Source organism: Xanthomonas codiaei (genome assembly GCF_002939785.1).
GTDB classification, from domain to species: Bacteria; Pseudomonadota; Gammaproteobacteria; order Xanthomonadales; family Xanthomonadaceae; genus Xanthomonas; species Xanthomonas codiaei.
Genome location: NZ_MDEC01000017.1, coordinates 85,585 through 101,496 on the forward strand (window position 1 = coordinate 85,585; position 15,912 = coordinate 101,496).

Annotated in this window: 8 protein-coding genes, 1 other RNA gene and 1 pseudogene; 9 read left to right on the forward strand and 1 reads right to left on the reverse strand. The window is 61.1% G+C overall.

Annotated features, from left to right (window positions below; all coding sequences use genetic code 11):
* Nucleotides 1-104 precede the first annotated feature (104 nt).
* From XcodCFBP4690_RS13305 to XcodCFBP4690_RS13340, 8 genes are all read left to right on the forward strand, one after another.
* Nucleotides 105-2,885 (forward strand): TonB-dependent receptor, encoded by a 2,781-nt coding sequence (locus tag XcodCFBP4690_RS13305; RefSeq protein WP_104541423.1) that lies wholly within the window; start codon nucleotides 105-107, stop codon nucleotides 2,883-2,885.
* A gap of 239 nt (nucleotides 2,886-3,124) precedes the next feature.
* Nucleotides 3,125-6,322, forward strand: a complete 3,198-nt coding sequence (locus XcodCFBP4690_RS13310) for a TonB-dependent receptor (protein WP_104541425.1) — start codon at nucleotides 3,125-3,127, stop codon at nucleotides 6,320-6,322.
* 12 nt (nucleotides 6,323-6,334) lie between these two features.
* On the forward strand, nucleotides 6,335-7,309 hold the full coding sequence (locus XcodCFBP4690_RS13315; protein WP_104541427.1) for a pectinesterase family protein: 975 nt from the start codon (nucleotides 6,335-6,337) through the stop codon (nucleotides 7,307-7,309).
* Nucleotides 7,309-8,337, forward strand: coding sequence for a pectate lyase (gene pelA, locus XcodCFBP4690_RS13320; protein ID WP_104541429.1), 1,029 nt, complete (start codon nucleotides 7,309-7,311; stop codon nucleotides 8,335-8,337). Before XcodCFBP4690_RS13315 ends, pelA begins: the two co-directional genes overlap by 1 nt.
* A gap of 64 nt (nucleotides 8,338-8,401) precedes the next feature.
* Nucleotides 8,402-8,477, forward strand: a non-coding RNA gene (locus XcodCFBP4690_RS13325) — sX9 sRNA.
* A gap of 77 nt (nucleotides 8,478-8,554) precedes the next feature.
* Entirely contained in the window at nucleotides 8,555-12,400 is a 3,846-nt protein-coding gene (locus XcodCFBP4690_RS13330) for a LamG-like jellyroll fold domain-containing protein (RefSeq protein ID WP_104541431.1), read from the forward strand.
* Nucleotides 12,401-12,947: 547 nt separating this feature from the next.
* Nucleotides 12,948-13,730, forward strand: coding sequence for a hypothetical protein (locus XcodCFBP4690_RS13335; protein ID WP_104541433.1), 783 nt, complete (start codon nucleotides 12,948-12,950; stop codon nucleotides 13,728-13,730).
* A 147-nt stretch (nucleotides 13,731-13,877) separates the two neighbouring features.
* The gene (locus tag XcodCFBP4690_RS13340) at nucleotides 13,878-14,939 is read left to right on the forward strand and encodes a ParA family protein (RefSeq protein ID WP_104541435.1); all 1,062 of its coding nucleotides are present in this window, start codon (nucleotides 13,878-13,880) and stop codon (nucleotides 14,937-14,939) included.
* A 46-nt stretch (nucleotides 14,940-14,985) separates the two neighbouring features.
* Here the strand turns inward: XcodCFBP4690_RS13340 and XcodCFBP4690_RS22745 are convergent.
* Nucleotides 14,986-15,135: pseudogene (locus tag XcodCFBP4690_RS22745) on the reverse strand (IS4 family transposase); the annotation flags it as partial.
* A gap of 124 nt (nucleotides 15,136-15,259) precedes the next feature.
* On the opposite strand from XcodCFBP4690_RS22745, the gene XcodCFBP4690_RS22750 reads away from it, so the two are divergent.
* Nucleotides 15,260-15,844 (forward strand): hypothetical protein, encoded by a 585-nt coding sequence (locus XcodCFBP4690_RS22750; RefSeq protein WP_167394614.1) that lies wholly within the window; start codon nucleotides 15,260-15,262, stop codon nucleotides 15,842-15,844.
* Nucleotides 15,845-15,912 lie beyond the last annotated feature (68 nt).

Here is a 15,912-nt window from a genome sequence, read left to right on the forward strand (position 1 = left end):
ATGTTGAACGACGATTCAGCTGGTAACGTCGTTTTGACCAGCGGTGTCATTGCCGCTCACAACCAGACATTTATGTTGTTCATGGACCCTTGGGAGGGGAGGACATGCAATTTCGGACCACCAACCGGAAGACACCGGTTACCTTGCTGGCATTGTCGATCGGCCTGGCGCTGAGCGGCCAGGTTGGCGCGCAAGATGCCGCCCCATCGGCTGCCGAGCCCGCTGTGGACCTGGATACCGTCACGGTCACCGGCTACCGCGCCAGCGTTGAGAAGGCCCTGGACATCAAGCGCGGCGAAGCCGGCGTGGTCGATGCCATCGTCGCCGAGGACATCGGCAAGTTCCCCGACCTCAACCTGGCCGAGTCGCTGCAGCGCATCCCCGGCGTGGTGATCACCCGCGACGCGGGCGAAGGCCGCGCCATCACGGTGCGTGGTCTGGGTCCGGAGTTCACCCGTGTGCGCATCAACGGCATGGAAGCGCTCACCACCGTGGGCGCCGGCGACCAGAGCGGCGGCACCAACCGCGGCCGTGGCTTCGACTTCAACGTATTCGCCTCGGACCTGTTCTCGCAGCTGATCGCACGCAAGACCGCCTCGGCCGACGTGGAAGAAGGCTCGCTGGGCGCCACCGTCGACCTGCGCACCGCGCGTCCGTTTGACTACGAGGGCTTCACCTTCGCCGCGAATGGCCAGGCCGGTTACAACGCCATGGCCGAAAAAGCCAATCCGCGTATCGCTGCACTGATTTCCAATACATGGGCCGATAACACGTTCGGCGCGCTTTTCTCGGCGGCATACACCGAGCGAGAAGTGCTTGAAGAGGGTTCCAACACCGGTCGTTGGGCAAATGGCCCGAGCAACGGTGGTTTCAGTGCGACTTCGCCGTTTGCCGCCGCGCGTTCGGCTGACGTGTATCACCCGCGATTCCCGCGCTATATCCAGCTGGAACACAAGCAAGAGCGCTTGGGCCTCACTGGTTCCTTGCAGTGGAAGCCATCCGATCGCACGACGGTGTCGCTGGACATGCTGTACTCCAAGATCGATGCCAAGCGCGACGAGCACTACATCGAAGCGATCTCCTTCAGCCGCGGTCGCGACAGCAGCATCCCACGTCGTCCTGATCGCGACGGCAAGCCCACGACCATCGTGCGCAACGGTGAGATCCGCAACGACGCGCTTGTCTACGGCGAGTTCGACAATGTCGATATCCGCTCGGAGAACCGCCACGACGAGTGGAATACCGAGTTCAAGCAGATCAGCTTCGACGTGGAGCATCGCTTCAACGATGCCTTCAGCGTCAATGCCCGGGTCGGTACCTCGCGCTCGGCACATGAGAATCCGATCCAGACCACCATCATCATGGACAAGTACGACGTCGACGGGTACAGCTACGACTACCGCGGCAATAGCCGCGCGCCGGTGCTGAACTACGGCATCGATCCGACCAATCCCGCCGGTTGGGAGCTGGCGGAAATCCGTCTGCGTCCGCAGACGGTGGACAACGACTTTGATACGGCGCAGATTGACTTCAACTGGAACATCAGCCCCGGCTTCCGCCTCAAGGGCGGCGCGCTAGCCAAGGATTACACCTTCGACACGGTGGAACTGCGCCGTGCAAGTGAAGTGGCGGTGCCTTCCTTCGCTAACGGCACACGCATCGTGCCAGTGGGATTGACCGAACAGGCTGGTTTGAAAGGTATCAACGGCAGCCCTGGCGCATGGGTCGTCCCGAACTTGGACGCGGTGGCGGATCTTTTCGGCATCTATAGCAACAGCGGTACGTTTGCCGTGGCTCCGCGTGTCAACAACACGCGTAGCGTCGAAGAAAAAGATCGCGGCGTGTGGTTGATGGGCGAGTTTTCTACCGACCTGGGCTCCATCCCCCTGTCAGGCAACTTCGGCGTTCGCTATGTCCGTACCGAGCAGGAATCCAGTGGATCTCCTGTCATCAACGGCGTACCAACCCAGGTGACCGTCAGCCGCAAGTACAACAACACGCTTCCATCGTTCAACCTGGTCGCCGAGCTATCCCCGGACCTGCTGCTGCGTCTGGGAGCGGCCAAGGTCATGAGCCGCCCCGGCCTGGGCAGCCTGACCCCGGGCGTCACCGTGGCCGTGGCTGGCGGCGCACGCACCGTGGCGGGCGGTAATCCGGACCTGGACCCGATCGAGGCCACCAATGTGGACCTCGGCCTGGAGTGGTACTTCAACGAAGGCGCCATGCTCGGTGTCGGCCTGTTCTACAAGGATATCGAAGGCTTCGTCCAGACGGCACGAGAGGTGCGTCCGTATTCCACCAGCGGCCTACCTGCCGAGCTGCTGGCCGGCACCGGTGCCAGTGTCAATGACGACTTCACTTTCAGCATTCCGCTCAACACCCCGGGAGGCGAGTTGAAGGGCGTCGAAGCCAATTACGTGCAGCCTTTTACCTTCCTGCCGGGCAAGTGGGCCAACCTGGGCGTGCAGCTCAACTACACCTGGGTCGATTCGCAGATCCAGTACCTGGGTAGTAACGGCGCGCCGGTGATGAAGAATGATCTGCTCGGGCTGTCGCGCTCGTCGTGGAATGCCACGCTGTTCTACGAAGGCGAGTCCTTCGCAGGCCGCGTGTCGGCGACCAACCGCGATGACTATCTCACCGCAGCCCCGGGCCAGGAGCAGGGATTCAATCTGGATGGCGTGCACGGCATGACTGGCACCACCATGATCGACGCCTCGCTGCGCTACAAGATCAGCAAGCAGCTGGAGCTGAGCCTGGAAGGCATCAACCTCACCAACGAAGCCCAGGACGAGTGGGTGTCCTCGCCGCGCACCGGCCAGTTGCCGCTGCAATACGCCGAAACCGGCCGCCAGTACCTGCTGGGCCTGCGCTACAAGTTCTGAGTATTGCCCGCCCGCTGCGCACAGGCGCAGCGGGCCCCATTTGAACGCCTGATCGCATTGCCGCCTGCGCCGCAGTTCCGTGCGCGCATGCAACGCGGTGGGCGTGATCCACGCCGCAGCACCGCATCGCGCCACAGAACGGCGCGCCGCGCGGTGGCCGGCGATGTAACGAGTTCACGCCCGTGGCCCGTGGGAGGCCGCAAGCGTCTTTGCAGCTGTGCCATGGAGAGAGCCGCATCATGCAAGTCCGTTCGTGTCGTTCTGCCGCACTGGCGGCCGCTCGCCTGCCCGCCGCGCGTCTGTCGGTGGCCATCGTCCTGGCACTGCATGCGGCCAGCGCCGCGGCGCAGACCGCCCCGGCCACACCCGCCACCGATGCGGTGGATCTGGACCGCGTGCAGGTCAAGGCCACCTATCGCGAGAGCCTGCAGCAATCGCTGGACACCAAGCGCTACAGCGTCGAACAGGTCGATGCCATCCATGCCGAAGACATCGGCAAGTTTCCCGACCTGAACCTGGCCGAATCGATGCAGCGCATCGCCGGCGTCTCGATCGACCGCGAAGGCGGCGAGGGCAAGCAGATCTCCGTGCGCGGCCTGGGCTCGGACTTCACCCGCGTGCGCATCAACGGGCTGGAAGCGCTGGCCACCGCCGGCAGCGGCAGCGATGGCGTCAACCGCAGCCGCGGTTTCGACTTCAACACCTTCGCCTCGGAACTGTTCAGCCGCGTCACCATCAGCAAGACCCAGTCGGCGCAGACCGACGAAGGCTCGCTCGGCGCCACGGTGGACCTGCGCGGCTCACGCCCGTTCGATTTCGACGGCTTCGAGGCGGCCGCCTCCACCCAGTATGGCTACAACGATCTCTCGCGCGAAAACGATCCGCGCGTTTCCGGCCTGATCAGCAACATCTGGGCCGATGGCCGCTTCGGCGCGCTGATGTCGGTGTCCTACAGCGAACGCCATCTGCGCGAGGAAGGCTACAACCCGGTGCGCTGGGAGCACGGCAACTACCGCAATTCCAACCAGAGCACCGCCACCAACAACGGCACCTACGGCTTCTGCTCGCCGGTGGGCTACAACCCGCAGACCCCGCGCAACCCGCTGTCCAACGAAACCCGCGCCGGGGTCGGTTCGCAGGCCAACCAGGACCGCAACAACGGCTGGGGCAGCTACGGCATCAGCGCCACCACCTGCGGCACCGGCATCGCGCGCCCGGCCAATACGCCGGAGAACATCCAGGCCTATGAGACCGCCACCAATGCGTGGATTCCGCGCTACCCGCGCTATATCCGCACTGATCACCAGATCGAGCGGCTGGGCGTCACCGGCGCGTTGCAGTTCAAGGTCAGCGACGACACCCTGCTGAATTTCGACCTGCTGTATTCCAAGCTGGACAAGGACCAGCGCGAAGACTCGGTCGGCGCCAATCTGCACCGCACCGCCAACTTCGGCGGCAAGACCCAGATCGCCGTGCGGCAAGCCCAGGTGGACGAGCAGAACCGCCTGACCTACGGCGTGTTCGACAACGTCGACTTCCGCACCGAATCCAGCAACATCGAAGAATCCACCGAGTTCAAGCAGTTCAGCCTGGACCTGCAGCACCGTTTCAACGACCAGGTGCGCGTCAACGCCCTGGTCGGCCACTCGACCTCGGACTACGAACGCCCCGAGTTTTCGATGGTGAGTTTCGACAACACCAACCTGGACGGCTTCGTGCTCGACCGCCGCGGTGGTGGCGACTACCCCAGCATGACCTTCCCGTTCGATGCCGGCAGCACCAACAACTGGCAGTGGCTGGGCTATGGCGCGGTACCGGTCAACAGCAATGGCACCGCACGCGGCACCAACATCAGCGAAGTGCGGCTCAATCCGCAATCGGTGAGCAATACCTTCGACACCGCCAAGCTGGATCTGGAATTCAACATCAGCCCCACCTTCACCTTCCGCACCGGGCTGGCCTACAAGAACTACGACATGGACACGTCGGAGTCGCGCAACATCTCCTACGGACGTCTGGCGCAGGCACTGCCCGCCGGCGTGGGCGTGGGCGACCTGAGCACCAACCTGGATGGCTTCGGCCGCAGCTTGAACGGCAGCTTCCCCACCACCTGGGTGATTCCGGATTTCCAGAAGGTCGCCGACCTGCTCAACATCAATTGCAACTGCGATACCGGCGTGCCCGGCGGCGATTACCGCCTGGCCGATGTCGGCCACTTCGGCTCGTCCAACAACAATTTCGCCGTCAACGAAAAGAGCCTGGGCACCTACCTGCAGCTGGATTTCAATACCGACCTGTGGGGCCGCGCGCTGCGCGGCAACCTGGGCGTGCGCTACGTGCAGACCCAGATCGCCGCCAGCGGCTATGCGCCATGCACGGCCACCGCCGCCGGCGCCATCTCGCCCAACTGCCAATCGTTCTTCGGTGTGGCCAGCGCCACCGCCAACCCCGGCGAGCGCCTGCTGGTGCCCACCACGGTCAACCACAACTACCGCGATGTGCTGCCCTCGTTGAATCTGTCGTGGGATGTGGGCGAAGAGGTGGTGTTGCGCTTCGGTGCGGCCAAGACCATGGCGCGGCCCACGCTGGCGTATCTGTCGCCCAGCGTCAGCGGCGGCCCCACCCAGTTCTTCGACGATGGGCGCTTCTTCTCGATCAACCTGGGCAACCCCAAGCTCGACCCGTTCCGCTCCACCAACTACGACCTCAGCGCCGAATGGTATTTCCGCGAAGGCTCGCTGCTGTCGGCGGCGGTGTTCTACAAGGACATCGACAGCTACGTACAGCGCACCCGCGTGCTCACCACCTGGGAGGCGATGGGCTATTCGCTGGACCTGCTGCCCGCAGGTTTCACGCCCGACACCATCTTCAACGTACAGAGCTACTTCAATACCCCCGGCGGCCCGCTCAAGGGCTTCGAGCTGACCTACCAGCAGGCCTTCGACTTCTTGCCCGGCTTCTGGCGCAACTTCGGCGTGCAGCTCAACTACACCCAGGTCGATTCCAAGATCGATTACCTGTTCAGTACCGCCGGCAACAGCAATACCAGCATCACCACCACCACCACCGAACGCGACCTGCTCAATCTCTCGCCGCAGTCCTACAACGCCACCGTCTATTACGACGACGGCCGCTTCAGTGCGCGCGTGTCCACCAGCTATCGCGACGGCTACATCAACAACATCCTGGCCCAGGAAGACGTCTACGACCTGGATGGTCGGCGCCTGGCTACGGCCGATGTCACCGGTAAATACAGTGTTGAAAACGTCGATTTCAACATGTCCTACAAGCTCAACGACCACCTGTCGCTGACCTTCGAGGCCATCAACCTGCTCGACACCCCCGACCGCCGCTACGTCGATTCCACGCTGGAACTGCCCGACAAGTACACCGTGACCGGGCGTCAGTATTACATCGGCGCGCGCTACAAGTTCTGACAGGAGCAACCCATGCAACTGCATCGCAGGATGGTATTACGTACGCTCGCCGCCACCGCCGTGGCGGCGGGGCTCTCCCTCAGTGGCATCGCTATCGCCGCCGACCCGGTCTACACCGTGGCCAAGCAGGGCAACGCCGGCTACCGCACCGTGCAGGCCGCCATCGACGCCGCGGTACAGGGCGGCAAGCGCGCGCAGATCAAGGTCGGTGCCGGCGTCTATCAGGAATTGATCGTGGTGCCGGCCAATGCCCCCGCATTGAAGCTCACCGGCGCCGGCGCCACCCAGACCGTCATCACCTACGACAACTACGCCTCGCGCATCAACCCGGCCACCGGCACCGAATACGGCACCTCCGGCTCGTCCAGCGTCATCATCGCCGGCAACGACTTCACCGCCGAACAGCTCAGCCTGGGCAACCACGCCGGCCCTGTGGGCCAGGCAGTGGCGGTGCGTGTGGATGGCGACCGCGCCGCGTTCCGCAACGTGCGCTTCCTGGGCTACCAGGACACGCTGTACCTGCGTGGCGCCAAGCTGTCGTACTTCCTGGATTGCTATGTCGAAGGCACCGTGGACTTCGTGTTCGGCGCCGGCACCGCACTGTTCGAGAACGTGCAGCTGCATTCGCTGGGCGATGGCTATCTCACCGCCGCCTCCACCCCACAGGAAGCCGCGCGCGGTTTCGTGTTCCGCAATGCGCGCGTCACCGCCGCCAGCGGCGTGTCTCGGGTGTTCCTGGGCCGCCCATGGCGCCCCTATGCCAGCGTCAGCTTCATCGGCAGCCAGCTGGGCAAGCACATCGTGCCCGAAGGCTGGAACAACTGGGGCAATGCCGCCAACGAGGCCACCGCCCGCTACAGCGATTACCAGAGCAGTGGCGACGGCGCCAACCCCTCGCGCCGCGTGAAGTGGTCGCGCCAGCTCACCGCCGCGCAGGCCGCCGCATTGGACCGCAACACCATTCTTGGCAACTGGAGGCCGTTCTGATGATCAAGTTCTCCACATTAGCGCTCAGCGGCGCACTACTGCTGGCCCCGCTGTCGGCCATGGCCGACAAGATCGCCGACAACATGCTGCTGTTGCAGACCGCCTCCGGCGGCTGGTCCAAGCAGTACAAGGGCGTGGCCGTCGATTACACCCGCACCTTCACCGCCGCCGAAATCGCCGAGCTGCAGCAACCCGGCCGCAAGGACGATGCCACCATCGACAACAAGGCCACCACGTACGAAATCGCGTACCTGGCCACCGCCTTCAAGAACGAGAAGAACGCCAAGTACATCGCCGCCGCCCGTCGCGGCGTGGATTATCTGCTCAAGGCGCAATACGCCAACGGCGGCTGGCCGCAGTTCTACCCGGACCTGTCGTCCTACCATCACCAGATCACCTACAACGACGACGCGATGGTGCGCGTGCTCAACCTGCTGCAGGACATCGGCGAGGGCAAGGGCGACACCGGCGCACAGCTGCGTGGCAGCCACGGTGCCAAGTCCACCCAGGCAGTGGCCAAGGGCCTGGAATGCGTGCTCGCCACCCAGGTCAAGATCGGCGGCACCCTCACCATCTGGGGCGCGCAATACGACGAGGTCACGCTCAAGCCAGCCAAGGCGCGCGCATACGAGCTCGCCTCGCTGGCCTCGGGCGAATCGGTCAGCATCGTGCGCTTTCTGATGCGCCAGCCCAACCCCTCGGCCAAGATCAAGACCGCGGTGCAGGCGGCCGCAGTCTGGTTCGACACCCACCGCATGCGCGATCTGGCCACCAAGAAGATCGACGACCCCAAGCAGGAAACCGGCAAGGACGTGATCCTGGTCGCGCAACCGGGCGCCTCCTTGTGGGCACGCTTCTACGACCTGCAGAATCAACGCCCGCTGTATGCCAACCGCGAGGGCAAGGCCTTGACCGACTACATGCAGGTGCCCAACGAACGCCGCGTCGGCTATGCATGGCACGGCACCTGGCCGGACAAGCTGCTGAAGGACGAAATTCCCAAGTGGAGGGCAGCCAACGGGCTGTAACCGTCAGGGCGGCTGACACGACTGCGCAGCCGCCAGATTGGCGTGGCCGGTGCACGAAACCGGCATGTACCCCTCGTACACTGCGGTTGCGGATACGCCGTCCACGCCAGCTGGCAACTGCGCGCGATGCGCCGTTGGCTGCTCTCGGTATCCGCCGCGCGGCGCCCCCGCGCGGCGATGTTTTTCAAGAAGTGAGGTAAGCGTGCTGAAGCTTTTGATGGGTGTGGTGTGTCTGATCGCGTTGCCCGCAAGTGCAGCGTCCGTGGCTGCACCGGAACTGCTGTTCCGCGTGTCCGCCGATCGCAGCCTGGAGGCCGATGTGGCCCGCGGCGACGGCGTGCCCAACTTCCGCGACAAGATCGCGCTGGTGCCCACCGGCAAACGCGGCAACGCCATCGAATGGGCCGACGACGGCGTGCTGTCGTGGAATGCGCCCGGCAACCTCTACACCCAGCGCGGCACGCTCAGCTTCTTCTGGCGTTCGCGCTATCCCGTCGGCGAAGCGCCTTTCGTGATCTTCCGCGTCGGCTACGCCGACCACACCAGCTGGGACATGGCCTGGCTGCGCATCGACTGGAACGGCCATGGCTTCGATGCCTTCGTCACCGACGCCAACCTCGCGCGCACCCGCGTCTCCTTCAAGCTGGATAAACCCCCCACTGCCAGCGACTGGACGCATATCGCCTTCGCCTGGGACGAAACCCGTGGCGTGCGCCTGTATGTCGATGGGAAAGAAGCCGCACGCGTGGACTGCGGTGCGCCCTGCGCCAATGGCGGCGCGCTCGACTACGATGCCGCGCTGGACCAGTTCGGCTTGGCCGGCCGCGTGATGTCGCCGCACCAGGTGCAGAGCCGCTACAACTTCCTGCGCGGCAGCGACTTCGACGAACTCCGCATCTACGACCGCATGCTCGACGCCAGCGGCGCCGCCGCGCTCGCACGCCTGCAGGAGCCCGCCACCGCCGAGCCGGCCACATCTGCATCGCAACACGCCGCCTTCCTGCACCGCTACGGCTGGGACAACGGCCACGCACCGCCACTGCTGAGCGCACCGGTCACCCGCATCCGCAAGGTGGAATTCACCGACGCGCGCGACCTCAAGCAATGGATGTGGAAGGCCACCGACGGCATCGCCGAAACCACCTGGCCCGGCGTCTACAACCGCTCGCGCCTCCCGGGGCGGAACGATTACTTCCAGCTGCCGGACTGGAACACCTACGTCGAAGGCGGCAAGGCGCTGGACCTCACCCTGCCGGACGAGCCGGTCAACCGCATCGAGCTGCGTGGCGCCGCCTATGGCCAGGCCACGTACGCCACATCCGACGCGCAGCCGCAGCCCTTGTTCGCCCGCAGCCAGGGCGTGGTACGCAGCGTGGATCAGTTCCCCGAGCGCCGCGGCGGCACACTGCGCTTTGCCAACACCGCGCAGGAAACCCCCATCCAGGAAATCTGGGCCTACAACGTGCAGCCGGGCGCCGTGCCCAAGGGCAGCGCGCAACTCAGCTACACCGTGCGCAGCGACATCCAGCCGGACTACGACAACCTCGCCCCACTGCGCGATGTCATCGCCGGCCGCTACCCGCCGGGCGAGCGCCAGACCGTGATCGCGCTGCCCACCAAGGCGCCCGCGCGCAAGCGCCCCAGCGACAAGGCCGCAGCAAGCGCGCAGCACCCCATCGTGCACATCCTTGTGCCGTCCAGCCTGGGCGACCCGCCGCCGGACCAGGCGCTGATGCGCAGCTGGTCGTACGGTTGGGAGAACATGCACGACGGCCTGGACGGCATCGCCATCACCCTGCCGGCGCTCAACTTGCCGGCCACCCACAATGGCAGCATCCCGCTCAACATCCGCATCAAGGACCCCATCTGGCCCGCACGCGACATGATCGATGTCTCGGTCGCGGTCGTCCCCGGCCAGGCTCGCACGCTGTGGCTGGACCTGCGCGACAGAATCCTCAGCAACGAAAGCCTGATGCTCAGCATCGCCGCCGCCGCGCCCGGCTTCGATGCCAATACGCTCGACGGCACCCAATTGCAGCTGGTGTTCAAACCGCGCAATGAGGCCGTCAAAGAGCACGTGGCCGACCGCTTCAACCAGGTCAAGGACAACTGGGGCTTTCTGGTGGAAGAACACACCACCTCCAAGCGCCAGCTGCTCTACAAGCGCCTGGACGCCGACATCACCGACCTGCTGCGCGTGGACCCGGACAACGCCCTCGGCCGCCAGTACTGGAACGACATCAGCTACGCCAACCAGGGCGCGTTGCCTGTCGAGCTGCCCACCGTGCCCAAGGGCGTGCCCGCTTGGGCGTTCTGGCAGCTGCAAGACCTTAGCGCCACCCGCCGCTACATCCGCTGGTGGATCGAGCAACGCCAGGTGGCCTATGGCGATTTCGGCGGCGGCATCTCGGATGATTCGGACCTGGTGCAGCAATGGCCCGGCGTCGCGCTGATGGGCGTGGACCCGGACATGCTCAACGCCTCCATGCTGGCGCTGTCCGATGCCAACTACCGCAACGGCATGTTCACCAACGGCCTGTCCACCATCGAAACCGACGAGCTGCATTCGTATGAGGAGGGCATCAACCTCAACAGCGCCCTGCTGTACCTCAACTGGGGCGACCCGCGCACCGTCGAGCGCCTGATGGAAACCGTCAAAGCCTTCGACAATGTCATCCAGGTCAACCCGCAAGGCCACCTGCTGTTCGCCAGCAACTGGTTCGGCGGCCGCAAGGTCTACCGCGAGCCCAACTGGCAATGGCAAAAACCGTACTCCTTCCCCATCGTGCACCCGGCCATCCTGCTGGGCGGCTATAACGCCGACCCCAACAGCCGCCGCATCGTCACCGGGTTAGCGGATGGCTATCTCGCCCACGCCTACACCAACGCCAAGGGCAACTGGGCGCTGCCCAACGAGATCAACTGGCAAACCGGCAAAACCCGCGGCGGCGAACTGTTCGAAGGCAGCGGCGGCGCCGACACCTTGCACACCTTCTGGGCCGCCTACCGCTTCACCGGCGAGCAGCGTTATCTCAAAGCCATTGACTACCGCGTCGCCAACAGCGGCCCGAATGGTTTATCGCTGCTCAACGAGAACTTCCTCGACGTCATGGGCAAGCGCAACGACTGGAGCGGCAAGCTCATCGATGCCGCAAATAAAGACGACGGCAGCGCCCCGGACTTCCCGCACTTTGTTGCCTGGGAGCAGACCGGCAATCTCGAGTATCTCGCCGCCATTTACCGCAGCGAGGCAAGAGAGAAACTGCAGAACTTCTACATGAACACCGAAGGCCACTGGTGGAGCGACCGCGTGGAATCCCCCACGGTCAACCTGCAACGCGCACGCCTGGGCGGCGTGGCGCTCAAGCGCAACCAGACCTACCCCGGCCACACCGTGAGCTGGCGCTTCGCCGACCCAGAGGCCGCCACCCAGGTCGCCATCGCCATCCCCGCACCCCAGCAAGACCGCTTCACCGTCATCGCCTACAACACATCGAATAAAAACCAGCGCGCCAGCATGACCGGCTGGAACGTCGCCCCAGGCCAATGGCGCATCACCCAAGGCGTGAGCAAAGGCAATGACGGCAAGCTCGACAGCAACGCCAAGACACAAGAGGTCGCTTTCGAAAAAAGCGCTTCCATCGATATCGACTTCCCCGCAGGCCGCACCACCGTCCTGCAGCTCGAACGCATCGCAGCCACCACCCCGGTCGAACTACGCCCGGACCTGGGCATCGGCCATGGCGACGTGCGCGTGACTGCAGCCGCTATCGAGGTGACCGTGCACAGCCTCGGCCATGCAGACGCACCGGCCGGGTTTGTGGTGCTGGAGGATGCGCGTGGCAAGGAGTTGGCACGGGCCGCCTTTCCGGCGCTTGCCGCACCACGCAATCTGCAGCCAATCACCGCCCAGGTACGCCTGCCACTAACCAACGCGGCAAATCAAAAAACCGCGCAATTGCGTGTGGTGACCGAAAGCAACACCCCAGAGATTACCGACCTCAACAATAATCTCGCTCTATCCACCCCAGCCAAGCCGGCAACCGCAGAAAACAACCAATAACCCGAGACACCAAGCCCTTCTCCCGAACGCGGGAGAAGGTGCCCGAAGGGCGGATGAGGGCAAACCCGATAAAGCCAGCGATCAGCCGCGCAAGCGCATTGACGCAACCCAAAAACTCGGCGAGGATCAAAACACGCAGCATGTAACGCAGCCGCAAAGCCACACATTTCTTCAGGGGGAAGAAACAATGTTGAGCAAGGCATGGAGCATCGTGGCACTGACTGTGGCCGCATTCGGTTTGTTTACCCCAACAGCGCAAGCGCGCGTCAGGGCCGCCGGCACGCACCACACCACCAGTCACGGCGGTCACTACAGCGCAGGCCACGGCGCCTTGTATAAGGACAGCTGCTATTGATCAAGAGGATTGATATTGGGGGATTAATTGTCTTCATCCACCTGTTTTACCTGTTTCCCCTCAAGTCGAATTTGCTCCGTGCGTGGCTACCTATGGCGTTAGTCTTCATGTAAGCAATCTCAGTCAGTGAGTAGTAAAGCTCAGTAGGATTTACCAATTTTTATAAGTTTCAAAGTTTAACTGGGGGATGGGATGGCGAATTACATAAAAAAGGAAATTCTCGCAGAGGCCTATACTCACTTGGATATCGAGATATTCGATGACAAGTTGCGCCTTGACCAACTGCGTAGCGAGTTGACTGCTTTCTTTAAAGAGCGAGCTAGCTTCTTATTCGGAACCGACGTCGACATCGTTGTTGAGTTCGAAGAGGGTAGTTTGAAGACTCGAGTCATTGCATTTGGCTCGGCCGCCGCCGTCATAGCCGGCGCCATCGGTGCTTATCCTTCCTTCAAGGAGGGAGTAACTCACATCGCGAATGATGCAGTCGCGATAGCGCAATCCGCCAACATTGAGGTCATCTTCAGAACGCGCACGGCGTATTGCGACCGTCTCCGCGTGGAGAAGCGAAGAGGTGTATTTGGCCGTGTTCAAGCCCTTCTCGTAGAATTGGAGGGAATCACCGCAGATATCGAGGCCTCCAAGTTGCCCACGGGGCGAAAATCAATTGAAACAATAGACACCTTGAATGATCGGTTGATTAGATGGGATGAAAAGGCTGACATATTGTTTTCAAAGTTTGAAGATCAAGATACTGAAGCCTGTATTGCAGAAGGCCTCTTAGAGGAGGCAGCCAATCTGCCGGCAGATTTCCCCTGGCAAAAGGAACTCGTGGCATCAAGCCTCAGGTCACAAATAGTTGACAGCGATATCCGGGTGGCTTCGCAAATTGCAGGATTATCCAGTCGCTACAACGCTGTGCTAAAGTCGATAAAGAAAAAGCTTGAGAAGCGACTTAAACAAGCAGGGGAGGGATAAAGATCATTCAAGCCTCCATTTCGCGGGGAAGGCGTGATGCAAAAACCTATTTAATAATAACTGGAATAGGGGCGGAATGAATAGAGAATCCAGCTTGACCTCCGCTCCCCTAAAATCTACTACTAATAGAACTAACAAGGATGCCTCGTGTCAACGTCATATGTAATCTGGAATAATAAAGGTGGCGTGGGAAAAAGTACGATCACGTTCAACTTGGCATCTAGATATGCCGAGTTAAATCCAAAGAAAAATGTTCTTGTTATAGATATGTGCCCGCAAGCAAATGCCAGCATGATGCTTTTGGGGGGAGGGTTAAAAGGAGAAGCCGCAGTTCATGCTCTTTGCACAAGTCCGGACTCGCCTACAATTGTAGGATATCTAACAAAGGCCCTTGGTGGCGGGCCTCTAGCGCCGTCACCTAATCCTTTAGATTACGTAAGTAAAGTTAAGAAAACTAATTCTAATCTTCCCGAAAATTTGTTCTTGGTTTGTGGAGATCCAAATCTTGAGCTGATAGCTGCATGGATATCAAATCTGGCATCATCGCAGCAAGTCTTGCCGAATGTGCGTCCATGGGTATGGGTCCATGAAGTGATGCGGCGCTTCATCGACCTGCTAAAAATAGAAATGCCTGGCGACTGGAGCGTATTCATAGACACAAATCCAAGCTTTTCTAGTTACACAGAATTGGCGATCTGTGCTGTCGATAGGCTTTTGCTTCCAGTAAATGCGGATGATTCTTCTCGGACGGCTATTGGAGCCATGCATTCGTTGCTGTATGGCCAAAACCCGCCGCATCCGATATATGGTGCATGGACATTTGCACATAACGCGAGTGTCTTCAAAGTGCAAGTTCCAAAGATACATTTAGTAATAGGAAATCGCCTCACCCAGAATCTTGGTGCTGCTGCAGCTTTCGCTGCACTTTCTCAGGCAAGTGTTGAGTCCCTGTATGATCTGTTCTTAGTAAATCCAAGTAGATTTACATCTAGAGTCGCAGTGCCAGTGAGTGAAGTTGATTTTGTTGGAAAATACTCAGTACTTCTTCGTGACTTCAATACGGCTGGTGTCGTTGCTGCTCATGAGGGAGTTCCAGTTTCATCTTTGCAAAGTGGAAGTCACAATCTGCATGGAAGAACGGTGCGCGTTGATAACGATAGAATAACTGATTGTAGGATCGCCTTGGATACTTTGGTTAGGTTAATCTAGTTAGAAAAATGAAAAAGGTTTCCGCATCTTAGGTATCCCCACGTTCCTACGGCACCAGCGTCATCTGCTCACGCACTGCGTCGGGCAGTATGCGCAAGCGTTCTAGCCAGCGTGAGACAGGTTCCATCGGCCAACGTCTGATCAGCGCCTCGCGGCCGAAGCGCAGCGCCGAATAGAGCTTGCGTGTGCTGCTGCGCCAGGAGAACGGGGTCAAGTGCAATTAATAAGTAGACGTGACTAATTTTCCTTACTTAAAATTTGACCTTTCGTGTCCTACAGTCCGGATTAATTCAGAGATTTAGTTTTCGGGAGAATCGCAGTTGAGAAATCCATGGCTGGCTCTTCCAAAAAGTGCGCCTTACATCCTGCCTGACGACCGCCCGCTGGTCGAGGAATTTAACAGCCGAGCCGTGCCGGAGAAGCGGTATGATCTATCGCTGTTTCCCGAGCCATACTTTGGTCGCTTAGACGCTCCAGTAGTGTTTCTTGCTCTCAACCCTGGCTGGAATCCTCTTGACGCGGCCATGCATAGTCGCCCAGATTTTGCCACCCAATGCGAACTGTCGTTGGCGCACTCGCTTGCACCATATCCCTTTCTTCACTTGCAACCGGTTTGCGACACGCCAGGTAGCTTGTGGTGGCGTCGCATCACTAAGCCTTTGATCTCTGATGCTGGCTTCGATGCAGTCGCAAAGAACATCTCCTGCCTTCAATTTTTTCCATACCATTCCCGTAAGTTTGGTTCTCATACCACCTCTATTCCGTCCCAGTTGTACGGCATTGAACTGGTCAGGGAAGCCATGGCCCGGGGTGCCGAAATCGTGGTGATGCGTTCTTGGAAGTTATGGTCCAAGGCGGTTCCAGATCTCACCTGCTACTCCCACTTGCACCTAGGAAAGGTCTGATCAACTCACCACAGATGCGCGACACTACCGCCTCATGTAGAGGATTCATCCATGCAGCTGACGTTCGG

What these genes read in the sequence shown, in the direction of transcription:
- pelA (WP_104541429.1), top strand. Translation starts at nt 7,309, where the DNA reads ATGATCAAGTTCTCCACATTAGCGCTCAGCGGCGCACTACTGCTGGCC.
- XcodCFBP4690_RS13315 (WP_104541427.1), top strand. Translation starts at nt 6,335, where the DNA reads ATGCAACTGCATCGCAGGATGGTATTACGTACGCTCGCCGCCACCGCC.
- XcodCFBP4690_RS13310 (WP_104541425.1), top strand. Translation starts at nt 3,125, where the DNA reads ATGCAAGTCCGTTCGTGTCGTTCTGCCGCACTGGCGGCCGCTCGCCTG.
- XcodCFBP4690_RS13305 (WP_104541423.1), top strand. Translation starts at nt 105, where the DNA reads ATGCAATTTCGGACCACCAACCGGAAGACACCGGTTACCTTGCTGGCA.
- XcodCFBP4690_RS13330 (WP_104541431.1), top strand. Translation starts at nt 8,555, where the DNA reads ATGGGTGTGGTGTGTCTGATCGCGTTGCCCGCAAGTGCAGCGTCCGTG.
- XcodCFBP4690_RS13335 (WP_104541433.1), top strand. Translation starts at nt 12,948, where the DNA reads ATGGCGAATTACATAAAAAAGGAAATTCTCGCAGAGGCCTATACTCAC.